Origin of the sequence: Clostridioides sp. ES-S-0005-03 (assembly GCF_020658455.1) — a bacterium.
Lineage (GTDB): Bacteria > Bacillota > Clostridia > Peptostreptococcales > Peptostreptococcaceae > Clostridioides.
The window spans coordinates 42,303-66,839 of the sequence record NZ_JACVWI010000008.1 but is presented as its reverse complement, the minus strand read 5'-3'; the positions used below and the strand labels follow the sequence as shown (position 1 = coordinate 66,839).

Below are 24,537 nucleotides of genomic sequence, written 5' to 3'. Positions count from 1 at the left end.
TACTCCTCCAATTATTTATATTCTACATTATAAGTATAACTTACTTCATACCATCTTTCATTAACAAATTTGTAGACTCTCTTTCTTATATCATATAGTTTTCCATATCTTACGGCATAATAAGAATCACTTTCAAATTCGAAATGAGGAAAGTCGTAAGTTATCATCGTCCCAGATTTATTAACCTTCTCAATACTTGTTAGAAAATAAATAACTGTACCAAGTTCATCGCAAACTGCTACATAACAACCTTTATTTGCATTTTCTTTAAAAGTACAACCTCTTAAACGAAATACAGAAGGCATCTCCTTTAGTTCAGTAAGAGTTGGTATTTTTGTAACCTTTTTATTGACTATTTCATAGTTAATTTCATTATCATCTAATTTTTTAATATTAACTATAATTGAATGTAACCCATCAAATTCTCCTATTTCTAATTCCTTTATTAATTTTTTAATTTCATCGTAGTTAGTATAATCCTTGTTCTCTAATCTAAAAGTTCCATCCTTTAAATAACTTAGATATATTGTATTTTTTCTTAGTTTCTCAATACTTTTCAATCTTTCAATTTCTATTTGTTCTTTTTTCTCATTTATAGTTTCTTCTAATTTATTTTCTAAAGCACTTGTATTTTCTCCAAGCTCGTTCAATTTTTTAATTGAAGATTTACATAGTTTAATTTTATTATCACTTATTCTTTTATACTCCCTTATACAGTTAAGATTATATTCAAATTTGCCTATATAGTATTGTACTGTTAACTTACTATATTTATCTTCAAGCTCTTGTTTTATATCTTTAGTATTATAGTTAAGTTTCTCTAATTTAATTATATCTGTACTTATATCCTCATATTTCTCTTTTCTATTGTTTTTATTCATATATGATAGTGTCTTATAGATTCTTTCTTTTAAGTACTCTTTTCTATTTTTCTCAATATTAATAATTTCTTTTTCTATTTTACTATTATCAATTTCTTTAATGATTTCTTTTATTTCCTTAAAATATTTATCAGTCATTGTATAATTTTTAATCTTATTAAATTTACTTATAAAAACTTGGTCTTTATCTTTTGAAGTATAAATGTTATTCTTTATTTTCTTAAATTCATCTATGTTGTCAACGCCAGCAAACTTAAATACCTCTTCTTCTATTTCTTTTATTTTTTTAGGAGCCCACTCATTTTTTATAACATCAAAATAGGCATCTGTTTTTCGGTCAACTATCTTAACATAAATACGCTTTTTATTTTCTGTTTCATAGTAATTTATTGATTTTACCACTAATAACACCTTCTTCCTTAATAAAAAAACAATATTTAAATTTAAATATTGTTTTTATTAATTCTTATTTATATTATATCAAGAAGTTCCTTTTCTGTAATTAGTTTTACACCTAATTCTAATGCTTTATTATACTTACTCCCTGCTTTATCTCCATAAATCAAGAAATCTGTTTTTTTAGACACAGATTTAGAGCATTTACCTCCAAATTTATTCTCAATTTTTTCCGTCAATTCTTCTCTTGTAAAATTAGTAAATTTACCTGTTATAACTACTGTTTTACCTGTTAACATATTTTCCTCTTCATTGACTTTAACTATTTGTTCTTCCATTTTAAATCCTACCTCCATTAATTTATTTATTAATTCTATATTTCTTTCATCCTTAAAAAATAATACTAAATTATTTGACATTTCTTCTCCAAAATTGTTTATAGACAATATACTTTGCTTAAATTCTTCCACATTTTTGGATATATTTAATATATTTTCCATACTTATGAATTTATCAGCTAATTCTTTTGAAGCTCTTCCTCCAATTAATTTAATTGAAAGTCCATGTAATATTTTAGATAAAGAAGCCTGTTTGGAAGCTTCTATATTTTCTAATAAGTTATTAACTTTTTTATCAGCATATTTATCAAGTTTCAATAAATTATCCTTCTTATCTTTTAAATAAAATATATCTATTATTGAAGATATTAAACCATTATCTAAGAATAATTTTATAGATTCTTCTCCTAATCCATCTATATCTAAGCTTTTTTTACTTACAAAATGAATTATTTTCCCTTCTATTTGTGCTGGACAATCATCATTTACACAAAAATAATGAACATTTTCTTTTACTATTGGTTCATTACAAACAGGGCAAAGTTTAGGGATTTCTATTTCTTTTTCTTCTCCAGTCCTATCTTCTTTAATAGAACGTTCTATTTTAGGGATAACATCATTAGCTCTTGCTACTACTACTCTATCACCTATTTTAATATCTTTATCTTTGACATTTTTAAAATTAGACAATGTAGCTTTTGATATTGTTATACCATCTATTTGTACTGGCTCAAAGATGGCTACTGGTGTTAATTGTCCACTCTTGCCAATTTCAATTACACAATCTTTTAGTTTAGTTATAGCTTCTTCATTCTCGAATTTAAAAGCACTACTCCATCTTGGATATTTATTTGTATTACCCAATCGTTCTCTTAATACTAAGGAGTTTGCTTTAATAACTAAACCATCAACCTTATAAGATAAGAAAGTTCTTACATTTTTATTAAAATTAGAAACATAATCTTTTAATTTCAACAGATCTTCTTCAGTTTTTTTAAATAATTCATAATTGACAACATCAAATCCCAATTCTTTCAGAAATTCTAACTGTTCATAATCTTTTTCAAAATAAGTATTGTTTGCCTTAACAAGATCAAATGCTATTAGTTTAAGTCCTCTTTCTTTAGCTACTCCTCCATTTAAACTTCTAACTGTCCCTGAAGCTAAATTCCTTGAAGATTTGTATTTATCTTCTTCTCCTAAAAGACTATTTACCCTTTCAAATTCTTCATTTGGGATAATTCCTTCACATCTCACTTCTAAATAACCTTTGAATTGTATGACTTTAGGCACATTAGGAGTATTGAGAATCACATGGGTAATATTATCTCCAACAATCCCATCTCCTCTTGTTACTCCTTCATAAAGAAAGCCATCTTTATATTTTAATACAATTGTCAATCCATCTAACTTATCTTCAACTATAAGTTCATCATCCATTTGTTTTATAAACTTATCTAATTCATCTAAGTCGTTTATTTTCTTTTGAGACAACATTGGTATAGTATGATCTACTCTTTCTAATCCTTCTACTTTTATGTCGATTATTCTTTTTGTTGGTGAATTTTCATCACTATATTCTGGATGTTTTTCTTCTAATTCAACTAATTTTAAATACAACTTATCATATTCGGTATCTGATATTACAGGATTACCTTTTGCATATGATAAATCATGCTTAATTATTTCTTCCCTTAAATACATTATTTCTTCTTTAACCTTATTCATATCATGTTCCCCCTAAATTGTTTTTTATCTTTAAAAACTTTTTGTTTACCAAATATATTACACATTTTTATATATGTTTATAACTTTAAAGCTCAAGAATTTAACATATTTTGAACTATAGCGATGTGATTAGTATTTATATTTTACTATTTTTACAATTTTTATTGTTTATAGTCAATAAAAAATATATAATTATATTAAATAATAACGAAAGGAAATAATTTATATGAAAATAAAAGTTATAAAAAAACTATTAAAAGAATATCGGTTCGAGCCATATGTGGCTGGGGTAAAAGAACTCTCTATTTGCATTTATATTGCTCTTCTTTCAATTGGTTTTGGTATATTTAATATGCTTTACGAAATGTTAAATCTTAATATGATAATAAGTATAATAATAAGTGTATCAATTACTTTACCTTTAACCCAATTGAATATTATATTTTCCACACTTAAAATTCTTAAGGAAAAAAAATATAAAGAAATAGACGATAAATTCTTTTATAAAATTTTAGTATTTAATGATATTATGAAAAATGGTCAAAAACTCTTTAACATTGAGCCTTATTTATATAAACTTAGGAATGATGAGATAAATAAAATGAGTAAATTCACACAATTCCTTGAAGGAAAATACAAAATAATAACATTAATTTTACATGATGCTTATGTTATAAGGCTGGAACCTCCGTTATTAGGTAATTATTTTAAATTAGAAGATTTTCTTTTAACATTAAGAAGTCTTATATTATATTGTATGTCAGATAATACAAACTTATATGATAATGATACAAGAGATATTTTTAAAAGAGCGTATGCAATATCACATTCAGAAGAGCTTGTAGGTATGATACCAGATTTACTCGATGAATGGCTATTAATTTCATTAGATTACCTCTCAAAAAATAATTTTAAGTTAAGTAATGATTTAATAAAAGCATTTGATAATATTGAAAATTTATCAGTAAGTTTAAATAGAAAAGATTCCAAAACTCAAAATGAAGATAGTTATTTTCTTAAATTAACAGAGTCTATAACAAGCGATTTATTATAAATATACTAAAGGAGGTATAAATTGTTTATATATTACAGGAATACAATCAAAGAATTATTAAAAGAATATAAAACAGAATTATTGAAAAAATATTTTAAGAGAGTAACTCCTATTTTAATCTTATTATATATATGCTTATTTTTCTTTATGCCATTGTCGTTTTTTTCTATATTTATTTTGATAATCCAAGTCCCTTTGGTATTAATAATGCTACTAATTTTATCTATTATTAAAGTTTTAGTTATAAGAGACTATAAAAACATAAAAGAAGAAAATTTTAATTCTATTCTCATATTAAAAGAAGCCTTAGAAATAAATTCTTCAATATTTAAAATGGGTAAAACATATAATGTATATTTAACTGAACTTAGAAAATTAGACAAATTATCAAAATTTTTAACTAAAAAGAATTGTATAATCACATTTATTCTAAAAGAATTTGGATTAATATATTTAGAAAAAGACATCTTAAATATTTTTTTTAATTTAAATACTTATATTTCAAATAATAGAAAAATAATATTATATCTTATGTCATCAAGCAATAGACTTTTATACAAAGATAAAAATACAATAGAAGTATTAAAATTAGCATATAGTATGAATTTTGAAGATTGCATGAATGAAAAAATTATTTCTTCTCTATTTGAAGAATGGTTGTTACTTGCATCTATATGCTTATCAGAAAATGATTACACATTAAGTAATGAACTAATAGAAGCTTTCTATAATATTAACCAATTATCTTCACAAAGAAGGACTAAACCTCTCATTTTCTCTAAAGAGAGCTCTTTCTTACAATTAACAGATAGCATTAAGAAAGATTTAAAAGAATATCCTAACTTATACTCAGTATAACTTTATAAATAAATAGCCCATGTTTAAACATGGGCTACATTTTTATATAATCAGAGTTTTCTTTTAATATAGATTCAAGCTCTTCTCCAGAAATTGTTTCTTTTTCAAAAAGTGTATCTGCTATTTTTTCTAATAAGTACTTGTTATTAGACAACAATGTTGTTGTTTCTTCTTTTATTCTTAATGCTTCTTTTTTAACAGCTTCCAATACTATATCACTTTTAATTTTTAAACAATTTAGATTTATCATGCCATAAGTATCACTCATTCCAAATTCTGCAATCATCCCATAAATCCTTTGGGTTGCATTTTTTATATCAGATGTACATCCTGTTGTTACACATTCTTCATCATTAAATAACAAAATTTCTGCTATTCTACCAGCATAATCAACTTTTATCATTTCAACAATTTCTTTTTTAGAATGTAGATTTATTTTTTTAGGAGTTATGAATGTAGCTCCTCCAGCTCCAGAAGTAGATGGTATAATAGTCACTTTATTTACTTCTAATCCCATTAATTTAGCAACTAATGCATGGCCAGCTTCATGGTGTGATATTAATTTAAGTTCATCTAAATTGTTAGACCTGTTCTTTTTTTCATGTCCTTTTAAAAGCATCTTGTATAACGCTTTATCTAAACACTCTTTATCAATCTTATCTTTTTTTAATTGTATAGAAATTAAAATAGATTCATTTATTAGAGAACTAATATCTGCTGGACTAAATCCGATTGTCTCATTAGCTATACTTTTTAAGTCTAAATCATTTGAATACTTTCTATCTTTTTTATTTAAATACATTTTAATTATATTTAAACGGTCTTCAGACGTTTCAGGAAGAGGTATACTTATATGCTTATCAAATCGTCCTGGTCTTATAAGAGCTCCATCTAAATCTTCTATCCTATTAGTTGCACATAATATAAAAACTCCCTCAGAGCCATCAAACCCATCTATTTCAGCTAACAAAGCATTTATGGTTTGTCTTTGTTCACTGTTTTCTCCTGAGCATCCTCTTTTTCCACCTATTGAATCAATCTCATCAATAAATAGTATAGCTGGAGCCTTTTTCTTAGCTTCTTCAAATAATTCTCTAACTCTTTTTGCTCCTAACCCAACATATAATTCTATAAAGTCAGAACCATTTATAGAAAAAAAGGGTACTCCTGCTTCTCCAGCCACAGCCTTAGCAATTAAAGTCTTCCCTGTGCCTGGAGTACCATAAAGTATAGCCCCTTTTGGTAAAATAGCTCCTTTAGAAGTAAATTCTTTAGGCTTTTTCATAAAATCTACCAATAACTTTAAATCTTCTTTTGCCCCATCAAGTCCAGCTACATCCTTAAACTTAACTTCAGGTGTTTCAGCAATAGTATCAAATTTATTTTTTAATAATGAACTACTTTTAAACATTAATACTAAAAATAAAATTAAAACTATTGTTGATAATTTAAGCTTAATTACTTTTCTCTCTTTAACATATATATTCTTTTCTAACATCTCTTTTTTAAAGTTATTATATTTAGGATTTAAAGTTATGTAAGAATTATCTTTTTTATCTTTAACTCTAACATATTTCCCATCAATTATATCTAAAGAAATCTCTTTTACTTCTTTTTTCTCTACCATCTGTTCAAACTTTTTATATGATATTTCCTTTATATCTAAAAGTGACTTTATATTATCTTTTTGAATAAAGAATACTATCACAGCAATAATTAGTCCTACTAAAAAAGCAATCAATAATCTTACCTTTTTATTCTTTTTCATACGATCCTACTTTCTTCTTAGATAATTTCTAATACTAAGCTATATACTCTTTTTTACTGGAGTTATCTCTTTGTAAGAAACTATTCTATCCTCTTGTAATATTTTCTCTGACTTCTTATTACATATTAATATTTCAATTAATACTCCTTCTTCTTCTATTTTTTTTACAATAGCTTTAACACTATTATCTTTAATGTAATTATAGTCAACTACATCACCAACTTTGTAGATTTCTTTCAAACATTATCACCTCTTTATAATATTTATATATCTATATTATAATATAATTCCAATAAAATTTGTACATTTTTATTGTTTATATAAAATTTATTTATTATTTTTCTGTATTAGAATTTATAGAATACTCAATTCCTTTTAAATCAAATTCTTTATCTTCTATTTTTTTAACTGAAAATATAAAATTATTTATCTTCAAAGAATCTTTATTATATAAATATGTGTTTAAATCTTCTACAGAAGATAATTCTGATAAATTCATATTGACTTGTACATTTAAAGCACTTTTATCTTTATTGCTTAAATCTTTATTCATCAAAATTTGAATATAGTCAATAAACAACTGGTGGTTATTAATATTAAATGTATCTTCACCTCTATTTAATATTTTAAAAGTAATTGAATCAGATATATTATTTTCATTATTTATATCTATTTTTTGAGTATGCTCTATACTATAAGTATTTTCGATATCTTGCTTATTATCTTCGATACAAATATTGTGCTCTTTATTATAGGTTAGTGACAATTTATTTATATTCCCAGTTCCATCTACTGCTAAATATAAAGCTTCCTTATCATTATTTTTATAATATTTACTAACCAATTGTCTTAATTTAATCATCTGTTTATTAAAAACAACTGATGAACTATCACTCTTATCTTTCTTTCTTTCTTCATTTAATTTTACTTCATATTCATCTTTAACCTTTTTGATTTCACTGTTTAATACTTTTTGAAATTGTTTAGATAAATTATCTTCTACTACCTTTACACTTTTATTAGACTTATTACCTGTATAATCCTTTACTATACATCCTACAGCCACACCAATAATAATACTTAATATAAAAAATATAATTACTCTCTTTCTCATATATTTATTCTCCTTATTGTGATTTTATATAGTATATAAAATTTATAATATAAAATATTCTTTATTTGCATATATATAATAGATATTTTATTTAAAAGCTTTTTTTTAATAAATTAAAATGAATGGAGAGGATAAAATTGGAATACAAAATGAGTAAAAAAGAGATATTAAAAAAGGTAAATAGATTAATTAACAAGGGGGAGCTTGATAAGTTATATGAATGTAATGAATTTATCAATATTTATGATTATAAAAAAGAGATAACATTAAATTTTTTAGAACACTTTTCTGAAGAAAAGCTGAGAAATAATATATATATAAGTAAATATATCCCTATTAAATATAGTATAAACAAAAATAATTTAATAAATAAGATTTTGAAAGATATAGATATTAACACCTTTATTACTTTTAACGGATTATGGATAATTGAAAATGAAAAAGATTTAGAGGAGCTATATGACTTTACTGGAGATCAGTATTCCCTTGAAGTCATAGATTTAGAAAAACACCTTGGAATAACATGGGTAGAGAATGGATTATGCATCATAAATTTCAAATTAATTAGAAGTATTGTACTAAAAGAAGGCAATATAAATCTAAAAGAAGAAATAAATGATTGCTTATGGACAACCATTATACATGAACTAAGGCACACTTTATTTATAAACTTTCTTCTACCTAAGAGATTGTATAAAGCTGAAGATAATTCTGAAAATAGCGTTGAAGATTATTGTTTATCTCATTATTATAAATATTTTAAAACAGATACTAATAGTTATTTATTATCTTAATTTAAAAAACGTTCTGATTATTTTCAGAACGTTTTTTTATTAAAAAGTAAATAATTATCTTAATAAGCTTTTTATCCCAAGATCTTTGTCATCCCAATCATAATATACTTCCCCATTGGGTTTAATTATTAAGTCATAGTATATTATAGTATTTCCTACCTCAAAAGAAGAAGATTCAAGCCCTTTATGGTATCGTACTTTAAGCCCATCTGTTAGTCTAATAAATTCAAAATCTTGACAAATATCACTTCCTCCAGAATAAATCATTTTATAACAACTATTGTTAAATAAATCAAGACCTATCCCATCCAAGATTTTTAAATTAGAATCTGCCATATATCTATAATCAGCTCTAAAATTTATAAGGACATTTTTAAAACGACTAAATCTTTCTATAATATTTGTTATGTTTGTACTATTAGTTAAAACACTATTTATTCTTATATCTTTCTTTATATCATTTAGATAATAATCTTCTGCTAAATCATCTAAAATTACTCCATCATGCCTACTTAAACTTATTCCTTTAATTCTATTTTCTGTATTAATATAGTTAATGGTATCTAATATTTTATGTTTTGGTAGAGTGGTGTTTATATAAACAATTTTATCTTTATCTATTAAATTAATTAAATCTTTTAATATCTCTAAATCTGCAAAAGGTTCTCCTCCTGTAAAAACAAAGCTTTTAAATCCTTTTTTATTTAACATGCTTATAGACTTTTTAATATTTTCAATGTTTGGTAAACCTTTTTTGTATTCTTTTTTTGATGTACAAAACTCACAATTATTTATACAATCAAAAGGTGCAAATACTGTTACAGAAACGTCCTCCCTTCCTTTTCTAAAGCTTATATTCAGTTTATCCATGAAGATATCCAAATCACACCCAGCGGAAGAAGGATGCCCTCCTCCATTAAAGTTTAGTTTAGCTATTTCACTTAAATCAATATTTTTATTCGTTCTTAAGCTAACATTATTATTTAATTTATTCAATATAGCTATAAAATCTAACTTGTCAAATTTAGTATATAAGAAATGACCTAAAAGACTTATTTCTCTCCTATCATCAACACTTACTATCCCAACATTAAACTCTTGTTGTTTTTCATCTTTTAACAAATTCATTTTTCGTTGTACTAACTTCGCTCCAATTTCATCAAAATAATCTATTCTACTTTTTGTTTTTAAATCTATCTTAATATTTTCTTCTTCACTAAACAATTCCTTATTATTAGTTATCTTTTCGATAATTGATTTTATAAAATCAATAGATCCCATTTCTTCAAACAAATCATTTAGTCTTACAGCTTCAAGATTGTTAGTTTTTGTCCATGAAAAAGTATCCCACTCCTGAACTAATTCAACAAAATATCTTAGTTCTTTAAAATATAAATCTGAAGGTCCAAATACATCTTCAAAAAGAAGCTTTGTGCCACAAGTGGGTTTTCCTTTTCTATCAAATAGTATTACTTTTGCCCAAAAATACTTATTTAAATCTAAAGCCGTCTTATGATGATCTATAAGTTTAAACTTTGCTCCTTCTTTTACAACTTCATCTATCTTTTTAGCAACTTCATTTGATACACTTATATCAACTATATAAGTCATATCAAAATTTAAATATTCTTTTTTATTAATAAAATCTAATACAAGCTTATCTACATTACTATAATCACATCCAACTGATTTTAAAACATTAATATTATTTAACTCTAAAACAATCTCTGAACTTTCCCCATCCATATCAATATGTTTAAATAAACATACTTTAGCTATACTTTCCATAAAAGAAATCCTCCCATTAAAATAAAGTTATATTTTCTAATCTATCTTATACTTTATGTATATAAAAATATAACTTTATCATTTTAAATTTTGACTCTTTTTAGATTTAACAACTTTGAAATACTCCACCCTACTTACGTTGAAGATGAAGTATTTCGCCTATAATTGAATAAATCATAATGTTAACTTGTTATTATATATAACTTCAAATTTTTATTAACTCACTTCATTCTTTTTCTTATTCATTTAATAATATTATGGTATCATCATCTTGTACATAGCTAACTATTCCTTGTGATTCAGTCCATTTGTCAACCACCTCTTGTAAAGATTTTAAGCTATCCTTATCTACATGATTAATAGCATCCTCATAATGATTATCCTCCAACTCATCTTTTACTATTTCATACATATTTAATTTAAACTTTATTGGTATACAACCATAAACATAATTAGGCAAGTCCATTTCTTCATTTTCATAATATTCTTTTAAAATATCTATTTCCTCAAAATATCGTTCAGTTTTAATATCATACAGAAAATCATGTTCATAATTTTCTATATTTATTTTCTTTGCTTTTTCAAACTTACTTTTTTCCGAATGTTCATCATATATAGTTCTAATTATTTCCTTCATAATATCCTCCTTATATAACATATCCAAACTACTATTAAGTTTAATTTAAATAACAAATTCTATATTTTATTTGCATTGTTTTGTTCATTTTTCACTTAGATAATATATTATTATATTTTTTCATATTTTCTAATAATATATCTTTTTCTTTCAATGCTACTTCTCTTTTGGGGTCATTAACTATAGAATAAACTGTCTTCAATAAATTAATTAAGGCCAATTTCATTTCATCTCTCATATCTCTAATCGCTTTTTCATCTTCAATATATTCTTTTATGTTATTATATTCATGTGCCAATGACTCAAAAGCAATTGCATATTTTACAACTATTTCATGATGAGGGCTTTCACTATCAGATAAAATATTTTCTGTAAGCCTAAACTCTTTGTTATATTGGCTCTTAATATCATATTCTTTATCAAACATAACTCTGATGACATCTAATAAATATTGAGAATGTTCTTTCTCAATATTTCCTCTTATTAGATTATAGAATATTTCCTTCATCCCAGATATAAAAACTATTAATCCAAAAATAGGTATAAGTAATACTATGAGACCTGCTACAGAAGACAAAAATTTTATAGGATTGTCACTTTGTTCTATAAAATTCAAGGACTTATTTTTATACTTATTTTTTTTTATAAAAAAACTTATTAAGAATAAAAAGACTCCTGAGACTGCTTGAATCATATACATTTCAATTATTTCATCTATTAATATACTCATTATATATTTTCCCTTTCTAAACTTTATTTAGCCAATATAATCCTATCTCTTTCTTAGAATCATTGACTATAAAGTCAATAAACTTTAAAAAATCAATCAGAGATAATTTTATTTCATCTCTTATATCAATAATTTCTTGTTCATCTTCAATATAGCTCTTTATACTATTGAATTCATTTATGAGTGAGCCAAATATAATCATATTTTCTGCAACTATTTTAAAATAAGGACTTTTGTCATTAGACAAAATTACCTCAATAATATTAAATTCATTTTCATATTTTTCATTTTCTACTATAGCTTTTAGACTATATAATAAGTAGTTATAATACTTCCATAAAAAAGGCAAAAGGGAACACGCTACTTTAGTGATGTGAGGAATTTGCCCTCTTTGTGTTAAGCAAGAGTCTTCAACTCATATCTATAACCATCGCCCTTTTGTATTAGTTTTAAATATTTATGGTTTACATCTATCTGTTTGCCATGTTTCTTTGAATAGATTGCAAAGGTACCTGTGCTTCTACAACTTACATTTGATACATATTGACCTATATATTTTCCTTTTGGTATATTAGCTTTTACCATATCTCCTGATTGATAGCCAAAGAACTGTTTTTGTCTTGGTAAATATGCTCTTGGAAAACCATATTTATTTAATAATGTTCTGCTTCTTGTACCTCTTCCTATTGATTTTATATATAACTCCTTCAACCCTTTGTGTATTTTGATTTTAGGCGTTTCCTTAACACACAAAGCATCATAGTAATGAGTTTTAGGCAAGTTAGCTTTTACTCTATTATGCTTAGTTACTCCTCCAGTAGAGACTACTACATCAGAAGTTAATTTACATAACTTCATAGGTAACACAGTTAGAAACTGCTCTCCTCGATAATATTATTAAGGCTTGATAGCATATTACACTGTTTGTACCCACAAACTGTTTAATAATATGCAACAGAAGCTACAAACTGGAGAAGCATTTGTAGGTGTTATGACCTTAATAATGTAGTTTAAAACTTAATCTGGTCAATATGACTTGTAGATAACTTCAAGCCTACCTCTTTAGAGGTGGGTTATTGACTCAAAGTTTTCTTGATAAATCTTATAGACATCTGATTGAATAAACATTATAAGTAAGCCAAATATAGGTATAAAAATAAATAAATAATCTTCTAATGTAAAAAATTCACTTTGATTTACAAAACCTAATTCTTCCTGATTTTGTTTTAGAATGTTTAATGAATTATTTTTATCCCTGGTTTTTTCTTGTATAAAAACTCTTTGTAAAAATAAGAAAACTAAACTTAATTGAATTACATATATTCCAATTAATAAATTCAATATACCTGCTCCTTTTTTATATTTATAACTTAATTATATCATATTTATTGATTATATAAAACGTAAAGAGCATATTCTATTAAAAATATGCTCTTTAAAATAATTATTTTAAATTTATATCAAATATTTCTTTTAACAGGAACATCATTTTTGTTCTATCTTTAAGAGACATTTTTTCATAAGCTATTTTAATAGCCTTCATGTCTTCTTCAAGCTCAAGTGATTTAATCTCGCTTCTTCCAAGAATAAAATCTAAAGAAACTCCATAGAAATTTGCCCATTTATATAATATTGGCAGTTCGGGTTTTCTTTTATTATTTTCATACTGCGATATCGTCGATTTATTAAAACGTGTATTATTTAATTTATTAAATCTTTCTACAAGCTCTTCCTGTGTTAAACCCATTTCCTTTCTTAGCCCTTTAAATCTCTCCCCAAATAAATCCATTTTTCCCTCCTTATGCTACTAACATTCTCTCCTTCAATTTTGTATTTCTCTTAATTGCAATATCTCTTTTTATTCCCTGTTGTATTGTTTTTATGCTTCCTATCATTGCTAAAAAATCTCTTGCTCTTGTCATCCCTGTATAAATTAGATTATTGTATAACATATAAATATGCTGTGGTACAATTGGAAGTAATATTGCTCTCCATGCACTACCTTGGCTTTTGTGTATTGTAATTGCATAAGATAGTTCTAATTCATCTACACCATCATCGTAAAATGCAAAAAATTCATCATATTTTACGATTACTCTTAAACCACCTTTTTCTAAAGGGACAATATCATAAACTACTCCACATTCTCCATTTGTAACATCTGTATTGTTAATTTTCTTAAAAGAACCATCTTTTAATTCATATAGAGCCATATTATAATTATTTTTAACATGTATTACTTTATCATTCTTTGCAATAAAAAGACTTACTTCTTCAGATGCCCCAACTTCTGCAATTTGAGCTTCAAACTTTGTTTTTAAAATCTTTTTTTCAGAATTAGCATATGGGTTAAACTCTTTTTGTATTATATAATTAAACACATTAGTCCCCAATGAACCTGTCCTTTGAGGTAGAAGAACTTGTATTTCTTCAAGCCCATATTTATCTATGAGTCTTCTTATGCTACTAATTACAGCTAATCTTACTTTTCTTACTGAATCTCTTTCTAAAACATAAAAATCTTTATCATCTTCATTTGGACAAACCATTTTTGATTCAACAACTCCATTTGCATTTTTAGCTATTCCAGATAATAAGTCTTGTCTCTTTAAAACATCTAAAGTTATTACTTTTACAATCTGGCTCTCTATAATATCTTTTAGTACTGTACCAGGTCCAACTGAAGGTAATTGGTGTACATCCCCCATAATAATTAACTTAGAAGTAGTTTTTATGGCTTTTATAAAATTCCATCCTAATTCAACATCTATCATAGTCCCTTCATCACAAACAATTATGTCTTTATTAAATTGATTAAACTCATTCATGGTAAAGCCCGTATAAGGCACGTATCCAAGAGATCTATGAATTGTTGAACAATCCATGTAAGTAGCGTTTCTAACCACTTTAGAAGCCTTTCCTGTTGGTGCAACAGCTTCTATTTTTAATTTTCTTTTACTTAGTCGCTTTGCTACTTCTAAGATTAAATTAAGAGTAAATGTCTTTCCTGTCCCAGCAGGTCCATTTAATACAAATAGCCCATTATCATATAAATTAAATTCTATACACGCCTCTCTTTGTTTAGTTTCTAATATATATCCTTTTTCAGAACATACTTCATCAAGAACTTTCTCTACTTCAATTTTTTTATATACTTGGTTATAATTAGTAAACAACTTTAACCTTTCAGCAAGCAATTTTTCAGATAAGTATAGATACTTTAAATAAATGCAATCATCCTCATTTATTATTTCATTTTCATTTATTAATTCTTCAATTGCTTCTAAAATCAGCTTTTCCTTGATGCTAAATAAGATATAGTTGTTTTTTGTCTTCTTATTTTTCTCATATAAACAAATTTTTTCAGCCAATAGATCTTTGTCTAATTTATATGTTTTGTCGAACTTAACAATCTCATCAGAAGAACTTTTACTACAAGAACACATTTCTTTATAACTTAAAGAAAGATTTAGCAAGTTAATTGCATCTTCAATTATTAATTCAAGAGGAAGATAACAGTGTCCACTAAGTAAAGCTTCTTGTAGTAAAAATTTTACTCCAGCTTTTAATCTATTAATATTATCTAATTCTACTCCTAAATCTAATGCAATTTTATCGCATTTTAAAAAGCCATACCCTCTTATTTCTTTTATTAGCATATATGGATTCTCTTCTATTAACTTAAGTATTTCATCTTTATATTTTTCATGTAACTTTCTTGCATTTTTATAATTTATTCCATAGTTTAATAATTCAATAAATATATATTGATTATCTTCAATTTCTTTTAATTCTTTTTGCCATTTTAAAACTGACTTCTTTCCAATCCCTCTAACTTTATTAACTACTTCTAATGGATTATTAAGCAATACTTGTATGGATTCATCTCCAAATATATTATATATATTTTCTGCTCTACTTTTTAACCCATATAATGTTTTAAGATAGGCTATTATCCCTTTCTTTGTATTTGGCTTGCATACTCTAAATTCATTTACTTTTATCTGTTTCTCTCTTTTATATAGAACTATTGTACCTTTTAACTCATAAGTCTGTCCTTCTACTAATTTTTTATTAAAGGTACCTTTTATTGTTACCTTAACATCGTCATTCGTTTCAAAATTGTAAATCCCAAAGGAAGTATCTTCAATAAAAAAAATATTATTTCCACAGATACCAGTTACCTTAATAGAATCCCCATTTTTATATTTTTCTAAATCCATAGTTTATCGTCCCCTTTTTTATATTTTATATATAAATACTTTTTCTAATAATATATATTAGATTTTAGGAGCAATTCTTATAATACTTAAATGGATTGTTTTTACATAAAAATAAAAGAAGGGGAAATTCCCCTTCTTTTATAAATAATCTATCATCGTTTTTAATAAATTTATATATTTTATGAACTTTCATTGTTCTTTTTAACTGGCATTAAATTTAATTTGTAAATTGTTAATAGTTATAATTTAATAAATAGTTACTTGTAATGTGTAAAATGTAATTTATGTTTTTTATTTGGTTAGAGTCTTTATATACTCTGAATTCAAAAGCAGTAAATTACACAAATAATAAAAACAAGATAGATTATTTTTATATATAAAACATCAATAATTAATTATTAATGTGATATAGCTATTAAATTTCTAAATAGGTATCACTATTCATCTTACTTATTAAAGACTCAAGTGTATTAATTTTTTTTCTTAATTCATTTTTCTTCTCTATCATAACATCTCTATCAAAATTTAAAGTCTTTATTTCCATATAAAAAGAAGATGCATATTGAGTATCTACTTTTCTATGTTTTTTCTCTTTATCCAATGAAGATAATTTATCAAGAACATTTAAATAGTTTCTATATTCTCTTATTTTTGTTAAGGCACTTGATATAGTATCTTCATCACTTATTTTTGTTTTATTATTAGTATTTTGCAGTAAATTTCTATATTTAATAATATTCTCTGTCATTTTATCAAAGTTACTCAGCTCTTCATCGAATGAATATTTTGGAGTCATTTGAGTTAACTCATTTCTCCCTTGAACAAATGTAGAATGTTCAATTACAATACTATTATCTAAAAGTTCTCTTCGCTTATTATATAAATCATTTTCTTTATCGCTTATAAGTAATCTTAATTCATTTAAATTTAATTTCATTAAATTTACCTCCTATTGATGGCAAGCAAGGGATTTGAACCCTTATATATACAACTCCCCTGGTTAAAAGCTTTTAGTAGTAAAATTTCCAAGGGACTCGAACCCTTAAGTATTCCAAAAGGAAAGTTATAAATAGACACCTTCAACCTGCCATATAAAATTTTATATATTATTAAAGCTTTCATTACATTTTTCACATATATCTCCATATATACCTTTGTTTACTTTATCTCCATATATAACATTACTACAAATTGTACATCTGTGTACTATTGGAAGCTCTACATTTATCGCTTCTTTAAGAATGATCTCACTTAATATAGACTCTGCTACACTTAGAGAGCTTGTTTTTATTGGAAAATATTCTTCAGTATTCTGACTCTTTATATCATCAACACTGGTTAGATATATGGAATCATTAATTTCAAGCAAAACTTTTTTATCTTCCTCATTTTTATTATATGAGCTAAGTCTTTTCATCAAAAACCTAACGACTATAGTAAGTATTCTATCCAAAAATAAGTCACCCTTTCATACACTAATTTTTATATTTGGTTATTCTGTTAATCCAGACATGGTATCGAGCTTCTACCATAGCAAGTTTTTTTACAAGTTTTCTCTTGGAGCTCCTACAGTAAAAAATATTTTTTGTTAATATTCTTTTTGCACGATTAAGGATTTATTCCTTTTCCAAATATATTTGGATTTAATGTACTTTAAAGATGTAATTCATTTCTACTCGGATTTTTGTGAGAAATATTTGTAGTTTTTATTTACATTATTAAATTTACATAGGTAGAAGAAGCTATCTTCTTCATTGCAGGAGAGGGATTCGAACCCTCAACTTTTTGGTAATGAGCCAAATTTGCTACCATTTGCATTATCCTGCTATAATGCTATTGTGCCTTGGCCAAAGGGCTTATCCAATAGCAATACTCCCACTATATAGTTAAACTAATAGCAAGATTTATCTTATACCGTTATCGCACTCGTCAATAACATATTTGTTTCATATAATTATATGAGAATGTCCTACTTATTTGAGCTATGATTAAGCTTAGTAGGTTCCTTATTAAATAGCAAAAACAACAAACAATCTATCTCAAGCAAATCTCAATAAATCGCCAAAACTCCAAACGAATATTTTAATCTACTTTTGTTTTAAGCTCCAAGGGGAGTTTTTATCCTATAGGGCATTTTTTAGTTGTTATTCTCTTCCTTTTACATCCAGAGAAGTCAAGATGTGTCTTAAAAACCCATTTAAAAAGTATGACTTTTCTACTTTTTTTTACTTAGTGTTTTAATACTAAAATAGGAAAATATAAAATCAATTCGGTAGAAGTTTGTGTTTCAATAATTCCTTTAAAACTTTGGTGGAATCACCTCTTTCTTCCTAATTAAATTTAATAGCCCCCACCAGCTAAAATATACTCCCAGTATCCTCATATGAATTTATGCTTAAGATACTTCTCTTCCTTCTATAACAGTAAGAGAGAATTCGTTCCTTTATCTTATATAAATAGAATCTCTACTCTCCAACTTATCAATTTTTTATTTTTCTGTTTTTGTAGACATCTTTTTTAGGTTTACTTTTTTCATTTTTTTTACTAATTTCATATAATTCATTTATTATATCTTTTTTTAACATATCTCTAATTTTCATTTGATGCCTCCTTTTTTAGTCGGAATAATAGGATTCGAACCTATGACCTGAGCATCCCAAATGCCCCGCCTTCCCACTTGGCTATATCCCGAAAATATGACTGAGATTTACTCTATATTTAATAGTAATAAACCTCAGTTTTAAAATTTTAAAAATGGTTGCAATTATATTTTTTAAAAGGGGGAATACATTATCAACAAATTTATAGCAAAACTGTTTTTATTGTATAAGCAACCATTCATAAATTTTGAGGGATATTCTATCCCCACTAATTTTATCATTTCAGATGAGGTGCTTCACCTTTGTTTGATAAAAATTACTTAATAATGGTTCCAAAGCTCAGATTTGAACTGACTATTAATAGTTCTCTCCTATTTGAGAAGCTTTGGCATTTTTCCTTTTTCTGTAATTTTATATTCTAAATATATCATTTTTTTATTTTTGTGTCAACTTTTTTAGCAAAAAAATTTTTTATAAAAAACGTAATCGTTCAATTTTTGTTATTTATATTAAATAAAATCATATAATAATAAATATTAATAATAAAGGAGTTGTAAATTCTATGAAAAATATAAACAAGTCAATACCTTTAGATAAAGGTATTGATATATCCAATGATATTATAAATAAATTTAAACATATTCTGGATCTTTTTAATAATAGTAAGGAAAATAAATATAAATTATTAACTGAAGATTTATTTTTAGACATTGAAGACTTATCTTATTTTTTTAATACTTTTGAAAACATCTTTAATGCTGAAGAGTTAAATACTTTCCAGGAATTTTATTTAAAAAGTATAATTGATACAATTAATAATAAAATTAACCAGGATAATATCTACTTCAGTATAAATACAAATCAGAAAATTTATTTTTTAGATGTTATCTTTACAGAAAATAATAAAGAATACAATTTATTGACTTTGGACCCTTATTTAAAAACAATTAAAGAAAAAGAATATGAGTATATATTAAACATGAATAACTGTATTTCTGAAAAAAAAATAGAACTTAATAAATTAAAAGAGTATGAACTTTATCTATACTCTATTTCCCAATCCCCTCAACTATTATCTAATGATAATATTTTAAAAATGGTTGATATTAGATTAAGAACAAAAAAGTATCTAAATGAAATACATAAAGAAATGGTTTCAAATTCTAATAATATAAATAGATTAGCTGAAGAAATCATTACATATAAAGTATTATTAGAAGAAGAATATAAAAACATAGCAAATGTCGATGTTTTAAAAACTATTTTTTTAGATAAGCTAATGACTTTCTTTAATTTTAAAAAATTAGTTTAACCTACTATATATTGATTAATTTATAAATGCGAAACTATATATAGTGTTTTTAATTGACTTTTGATATTTATTACTTTATTATATAAATTAAATATATATTTACATTTTTTATATAAAATGCAATCATTACATTTCATATATTCATATATATATATATAAATAAGATTAATTAGCTATATTTATAGTTAATTTAGGAGGACTGAAAATGAGTAAAAAACAAGTAAATGAAAAGTTTACTTTTAAAGATATAATCGTAACAGCAATATTAAGTGTAATAGCTTTTTTATTAATTTCTTCTGTTATTCGTTTAACTACAGTAATGGGACATTCAATGGACCAAACTTTATATGACAGAGAAAAACTAATAATAAGTAAAATAGCTTATAATAAAGAAGACCCAAAATATAAAGATGTGGTTGTAATTAAAAGAAGTGATCTAAACGTCAAATATATAATAAAAAGAGTTATCGCTGTTGAAGGGGATACTTTAAAAATAGTAAATAATAAATTATATATAAATGATAAATTAATTGAAGAAAATTATATAAATGAAAAAATGCAAACAAGCGACTTAGAGATAAAAATACCTAAAGATAAAATCTTTGTTATGGGAGATAATAGAAATAATAGCATAGACAGCAGAAGCTCCATAGTTGGTCTAATTGATCAAAAAGATATTGAAGGAAAAGTTATTTTTAATCTAAGTCAATTTAAAAAATTTAAATCTTAAGGGGAAAGAGGTATTTATTAAATACCTCTTTCTTTTTGTTTATATAGCCTTAAATTTGTTATAAGATTTTTTTTTGGAAATAGAATAACTTATAGAATATTACTAAAGAAAGGTGTTTAATACTATGTTATTTATATTTCTAATTTGTTTTATATATATATTAATAAGTTCAGTGAATATAATATTTACTGATAAAATAATATTATATTTGTTAAAAAATACTACTACCAAAGACAATATCTTTTTTAAATCCCAGTTATATAAAATACTATTATTTATAGTTAATTTGGCTCCTTTGATATTAGTTATACTAAGATCTTCTCATATACAGATTAAGTATTTGTTAATAGTATTCTATACTATATGGATTGCACTATCATGTTGTCTTTATTTTAATGCTAAATTTGTATTGCATATTTTAGATCTAAAATATGATATTGATAAGATCCCTCCTTATTATAGTAAGGATTTTTTATTTGCTATAATAAATATAAGTAATAATAAGCTTATCTTAAAGTATAGATTCTTTAAGAGGAGACTTGAGATTGATTTGAAATAAATCAAATAAAAAGAAAACCTTAAGGTTTTCTTTTTTGTTTAACAGGATAATCCATTCTTAAAGGCAACCTGGACAGATTCTAATATGTTTGAAATCTCCCCTATTGTATCTTCTAAAATTTTATTATTTTCAAATCCTGCTAATTTTATATTGAAAGATAGAAAAATCCCATAGGACTCTTCTTCTTTTTGAAAAAATACATCTGAGTTTATAACATCAAAAAATTCTCCTTCTTTTATAAAAGGTGCTATTATTTTAGGCATTCTTAATACTGCAAATTTATGCATAAATCCTTGTTGCTTTGTAATTTCTCTAAAACTTTCTTCTGAATCAATATCAAAATAATTTTTGATAAAAGAAATAGGAATTATAAAAGCTTTACTCAAAGAGATTATCTCTTTTTCAATATCTTCAGATACTTTTATGTCCAAGCTCTCAAAATCTAAAAATTCACTTATTTTTTGGATTATAGCTTCATATTCTTCCAATAATTCTTCTTGTGTTTTTATACAATTACTATTAAAAATGATTGTATTCCTAAAATCATTAAAATTTATATTTTTGTTTTTTAATAATTCAAATACATCTTCGTCTATAATTTGTTTTTCTAACATATCTTTAGCAAAAAATATTAAACTATTAGTTATTATCTCTGGGTAATCCTTTAACAGTTCTCTTTTGCAGTCTAAAAGAGAATCTCCTAATTTATTAAATTTATTCATTTTATTACAATTTCACCTCTTTATATTTAATTTTTTTTATTATATACATTTAAATGCTATTTATAACTAAAACTTTATATAAAAATGAGTTACCTAAATTTAGGTAACTCATTAGTCTATTTTATTAATATATTTTTTTTAACAACAATTCAGAGTCTAATTTTATGGCATAATCAGATTTGTCGCATTGAATTTCACATGTATACTCAAATAAGTTTACATGTCCTCCAGCTATTCTACCCATATTATCTTATTATTTGATTAATACTATAGCCATCTCTGCTTTGTTATTAATACAAATCTTTATCCATTAATAGTATTTTAACACTTCTTTACTAATATTTCAACATTAATATTGTTTATAAAAAATAAAACAAATAATTTTCAGAATATTCATAACTACTCAGAACAATAACCTATATTAATATACTAAAAAATAGTTTTTGTCAAGTTTATTTTTTTAAAAACACTAAAAATACTAAAAAACTAATTTTCCTATCCTACAATAGAAATTATCAACTATATTTTATTTATAAGAATTAATGATTATTCCCAATTAAAAAGTATATTTTCTCCCATTGATAAATTATAACTTATATCTTCGAATATTTTTTTTATATTGTTAAGGCCATTTCCATTTTTAATAAATTTACAATGTTCCTTATAATCATTTTCAAACTCTCTTTTTATATTAAGAAATTTAGAAGCACTTATTTCTATATATTCATTTTTATTATGTGAATTAAAGAAATCTATAAAATTTTGGAGAAAGTCAAATTCACTTTGAGATAATTCATTTGATCTTAAAAACACATCCTGCTCTAATTTTTCTATGATAGCGTTTACATTATAATAAAACATAAGAAATAACCCCCCTCATTTTTAACAAAAAAAGATATATAGGGCCCTTTATAAATTCTAATATCTTCATTGTTGTACATAAATTTTTTACTTATTCTTATGGATTATAATATCATTGTTTGTTGAATTTTAAAATAAGGAATCGAAAAAACCCATATTTTACAAAATTTAATTCTTTATGATATTATAATATATTATAAAGAAAAAGGAGTAGCTGGGATTATTACTAAAACTTTTAATCTCTGGCATTAATAAAAGACATGTTTAATATAAAAGTAATAATAGACAATAAAAACAAAATACACTATATTAATTCAAAGCAAATTAAAGATAAAAAAATAGATTATCCTGGAGAGGATTTAATAGAGTTCTTACTAATGGATTTAGCTGAATATAAAAATCAACTAAACCAATACTTTATAAATAATAAAATAATTATTGAAGATATAGAAAATAATTATGATAATCTCCACAATATTATATACCATATAGCAGAACTTATAAAAAATAAACATGATATTGCTTATTCTTATTTAGTTAGCAAAATAGAATTTGTATTTCTAAGTGAGAAGAATATTTTAAACCAACTACATCTTGCTTTTAGAGCTTTAGAAGAAATAATTAGATTGCAAGAGATTTTTAAAGAAGGTGCTGAGATTTGTCTTAACACAGAATCTTTAACGAAATTAACACAAAGTGAACGATTTATTCTATTTTTAGATAAACACCCTCAATATGAAAATTTTTCTTTTAAAACACCTCATTCTTTAACTCTTGTGAAAAATTGTGAATCAGATTTATATAAGATAAATGACATAAATTATAACAATACCAATTATAAAACAAAACATCCTCCTCTTACATATAAACAATTTGAAGAAGTAAATCCAATAAAGTATTTAATTTTAGAAGAGTTAGAAGAATTTTTATTCTATGAGTTTGCAGAGATGTGCAAATTAGAATTGAAAATAAAAAAATGTCAGCTATGTGGTGAATTTTTTATACTTAAAAGTAAACATAATGCTTATTACTGTAATAGAATTTATGAAAATAATCTTACTTGTAACCAAATCGGCATTAAAAAAACATATAAACTAAAAATATCCAACAATCCTACTTTAAAAGAGTATGAACGGATATATAATGCAAAATATGCAAAAATGAAAAGAGATGAATTAAAAGAAAATTACATAGGAGAATCAAAGGAAGAATTTATGAAATGGTCTAAAGTTGCACAAAAACTAAGAAAACAATACATTAACAATGAAATAACAAAAGAAGATTTTTTGCTTAAACTATCTTTATAATAAATATTTTTATTTTATACAATAGTTTTTAATATTAGATATATTTAAATACTCTAATCAATCTTACAAAAAAGTAAAAAGCCAGTCTCGCACAAAGACTGGCTTTTTAGTTGAATTTAAATTTATATTTAAATCCA

23 protein-coding genes and 2 tRNA genes are annotated in these 24,537 nt (G+C 24.4%); 6 read left to right on the top strand and 19 right to left on the bottom strand.

What is annotated here, in order from left to right:
• Positions 1–11 precede the first annotated feature (11 nt).
• Positions 12–1,283 carry a hypothetical protein gene (locus tag IC218_RS18810; RefSeq protein ID WP_227825205.1) on the bottom strand — a complete coding sequence of 424 codons (1,272 nt, stop codon included), beginning with the start codon at positions 1,281–1,283 and terminating at the stop codon, positions 12–14.
• Between the two features lie 68 nt (positions 1,284–1,351).
• Positions 1,352–3,343: an NAD-dependent DNA ligase LigA gene (ligA, locus tag IC218_RS18805; RefSeq protein ID WP_227825204.1), complete on the bottom strand. Its 1,992-nt coding sequence runs from the start codon at positions 3,341–3,343 to the stop codon at positions 1,352–1,354.
• 226 nt (positions 3,344–3,569) lie between these two features.
• Here ligA and IC218_RS18800 point away from each other — a divergent pair, with 226 nt between their 5' ends.
• Positions 3,570–4,397: a hypothetical protein gene (locus IC218_RS18800; RefSeq protein ID WP_227825203.1), complete on the top strand. Its 828-nt coding sequence runs from the start codon at positions 3,570–3,572 to the stop codon at positions 4,395–4,397.
• Positions 4,398–4,418: 21 nt separating this feature from the next.
• Positions 4,419–5,255: a hypothetical protein gene (locus tag IC218_RS18795; protein WP_227825202.1), complete on the top strand. Its 837-nt coding sequence runs from the start codon at positions 4,419–4,421 to the stop codon at positions 5,253–5,255.
• A gap of 34 nt (positions 5,256–5,289) precedes the next feature.
• Here the strand turns inward: IC218_RS18795 and IC218_RS18790 are convergent, their stop codons facing one another.
• From IC218_RS18790 to IC218_RS18780, 3 genes are all read right to left on the bottom strand, one after another.
• The gene (locus IC218_RS18790) at positions 5,290–7,023 is read right to left on the bottom strand and encodes an ATP-dependent metallopeptidase FtsH/Yme1/Tma family protein (protein ID WP_227825201.1); all 1,734 of its coding nucleotides are present in this window, start codon (positions 7,021–7,023) and stop codon (positions 5,290–5,292) included.
• Positions 7,024–7,062: 39 nt separating this feature from the next.
• Positions 7,063–7,263 carry a hypothetical protein gene (locus tag IC218_RS18785; RefSeq protein WP_227825200.1) on the bottom strand — a complete coding sequence of 67 codons (201 nt, stop codon included), beginning with the start codon at positions 7,261–7,263 and terminating at the stop codon, positions 7,063–7,065.
• A 94-nt stretch (positions 7,264–7,357) separates the two neighbouring features.
• Entirely contained in the window at positions 7,358–8,137 is a 780-nt protein-coding gene (locus tag IC218_RS18780) for a hypothetical protein (protein WP_227825199.1), read from the bottom strand.
• A 137-nt stretch (positions 8,138–8,274) separates the two neighbouring features.
• Here IC218_RS18780 and IC218_RS18775 point away from each other — a divergent pair, with 137 nt between their 5' ends.
• Positions 8,275–8,931 carry a hypothetical protein gene (locus IC218_RS18775; protein WP_227825198.1) on the top strand — a complete coding sequence of 219 codons (657 nt, stop codon included), beginning with the start codon at positions 8,275–8,277 and terminating at the stop codon, positions 8,929–8,931.
• A gap of 54 nt (positions 8,932–8,985) precedes the next feature.
• On the opposite strand, the gene IC218_RS18770 is transcribed toward IC218_RS18775, so the two are convergent.
• The 12 genes from IC218_RS18770 to IC218_RS18715 all read right to left on the bottom strand — a co-directional run bounded on the left by IC218_RS18770 (position 8,986) and on the right by IC218_RS18715 (position 19,000).
• On the bottom strand, positions 8,986–10,719 hold the full coding sequence (locus IC218_RS18770; RefSeq protein ID WP_227825197.1) for a radical SAM protein: 1,734 nt from the start codon (positions 10,717–10,719) through the stop codon (positions 8,986–8,988).
• 238 nt (positions 10,720–10,957) lie between these two features.
• Positions 10,958–11,356 (bottom strand): hypothetical protein, encoded by a 399-nt coding sequence (locus tag IC218_RS18765; protein WP_227825196.1) that lies wholly within the window; start codon positions 11,354–11,356, stop codon positions 10,958–10,960.
• A 91-nt stretch (positions 11,357–11,447) separates the two neighbouring features.
• Complete coding sequence (locus IC218_RS18760; RefSeq protein WP_227825195.1) at positions 11,448–12,086, bottom strand: hypothetical protein; 639 nt, start codon at positions 12,084–12,086, stop codon at positions 11,448–11,450.
• A 16-nt stretch (positions 12,087–12,102) separates the two neighbouring features.
• Positions 12,103–12,435 (bottom strand): hypothetical protein, encoded by a 333-nt coding sequence (locus IC218_RS18755; protein ID WP_227825194.1) that lies wholly within the window; start codon positions 12,433–12,435, stop codon positions 12,103–12,105.
• A gap of 47 nt (positions 12,436–12,482) precedes the next feature.
• Positions 12,483–12,953, bottom strand: coding sequence for a hypothetical protein (locus tag IC218_RS18750; RefSeq protein ID WP_227825193.1), 471 nt, complete (start codon positions 12,951–12,953; stop codon positions 12,483–12,485).
• A 195-nt stretch (positions 12,954–13,148) separates the two neighbouring features.
• Positions 13,149–13,427 (bottom strand): hypothetical protein, encoded by a 279-nt coding sequence (locus tag IC218_RS18745; protein WP_227825192.1) that lies wholly within the window; start codon positions 13,425–13,427, stop codon positions 13,149–13,151.
• A gap of 103 nt (positions 13,428–13,530) precedes the next feature.
• A complete protein-coding gene (locus IC218_RS18740; protein ID WP_227825191.1) occupies positions 13,531–13,875 on the bottom strand; it encodes a helix-turn-helix domain-containing protein in 345 nt (114 codons plus the stop codon).
• 10 nt (positions 13,876–13,885) lie between these two features.
• Positions 13,886–16,309, bottom strand: a complete 2,424-nt coding sequence (locus IC218_RS18735) for a helix-hairpin-helix domain-containing protein (RefSeq protein WP_227825190.1) — start codon at positions 16,307–16,309, stop codon at positions 13,886–13,888.
• A 415-nt stretch (positions 16,310–16,724) separates the two neighbouring features.
• On the bottom strand, positions 16,725–17,246 hold the full coding sequence (locus tag IC218_RS18730; RefSeq protein ID WP_227825189.1) for a hypothetical protein: 522 nt from the start codon (positions 17,244–17,246) through the stop codon (positions 16,725–16,727).
• A gap of 162 nt (positions 17,247–17,408) precedes the next feature.
• Positions 17,409–17,762: a hypothetical protein gene (locus tag IC218_RS18725; RefSeq protein WP_227825188.1), complete on the bottom strand. Its 354-nt coding sequence runs from the start codon at positions 17,760–17,762 to the stop codon at positions 17,409–17,411.
• A 301-nt stretch (positions 17,763–18,063) separates the two neighbouring features.
• Positions 18,064–18,136 (bottom strand) — tRNA-Met (locus IC218_RS18720).
• A gap of 792 nt (positions 18,137–18,928) precedes the next feature.
• Positions 18,929–19,000, bottom strand: a tRNA-Pro gene (locus IC218_RS18715).
• 471 nt (positions 19,001–19,471) lie between these two features.
• On the opposite strand from IC218_RS18715, the gene IC218_RS18710 reads away from it, so the two are divergent.
• On the top strand, positions 19,472–20,221 hold the full coding sequence (locus IC218_RS18710; RefSeq protein WP_227825187.1) for a hypothetical protein: 750 nt from the start codon (positions 19,472–19,474) through the stop codon (positions 20,219–20,221).
• Between the two features lie 205 nt (positions 20,222–20,426).
• The gene (lepB, locus tag IC218_RS18705) at positions 20,427–20,951 is read left to right on the top strand and encodes a signal peptidase I (protein ID WP_227825186.1); all 525 of its coding nucleotides are present in this window, start codon (positions 20,427–20,429) and stop codon (positions 20,949–20,951) included.
• Between the two features lie 597 nt (positions 20,952–21,548).
• On the opposite strand, the gene IC218_RS18700 is transcribed toward lepB, so the two are convergent.
• Positions 21,549–22,232, bottom strand: coding sequence for a hypothetical protein (locus IC218_RS18700; RefSeq protein WP_227825185.1), 684 nt, complete (start codon positions 22,230–22,232; stop codon positions 21,549–21,551).
• 546 nt (positions 22,233–22,778) lie between these two features.
• On the bottom strand, positions 22,779–23,093 hold the full coding sequence (locus IC218_RS18695) for a hypothetical protein (protein ID WP_227825184.1): 315 nt from the start codon (positions 23,091–23,093) through the stop codon (positions 22,779–22,781).
• 260 nt (positions 23,094–23,353) lie between these two features.
• On the opposite strand from IC218_RS18695, the gene IC218_RS18690 reads away from it, so the two are divergent.
• Positions 23,354–24,400 (top strand): DUF6076 domain-containing protein, encoded by a 1,047-nt coding sequence (locus tag IC218_RS18690; protein WP_227825183.1) that lies wholly within the window; start codon positions 23,354–23,356, stop codon positions 24,398–24,400.
• Positions 24,401–24,537 lie beyond the last annotated feature (137 nt).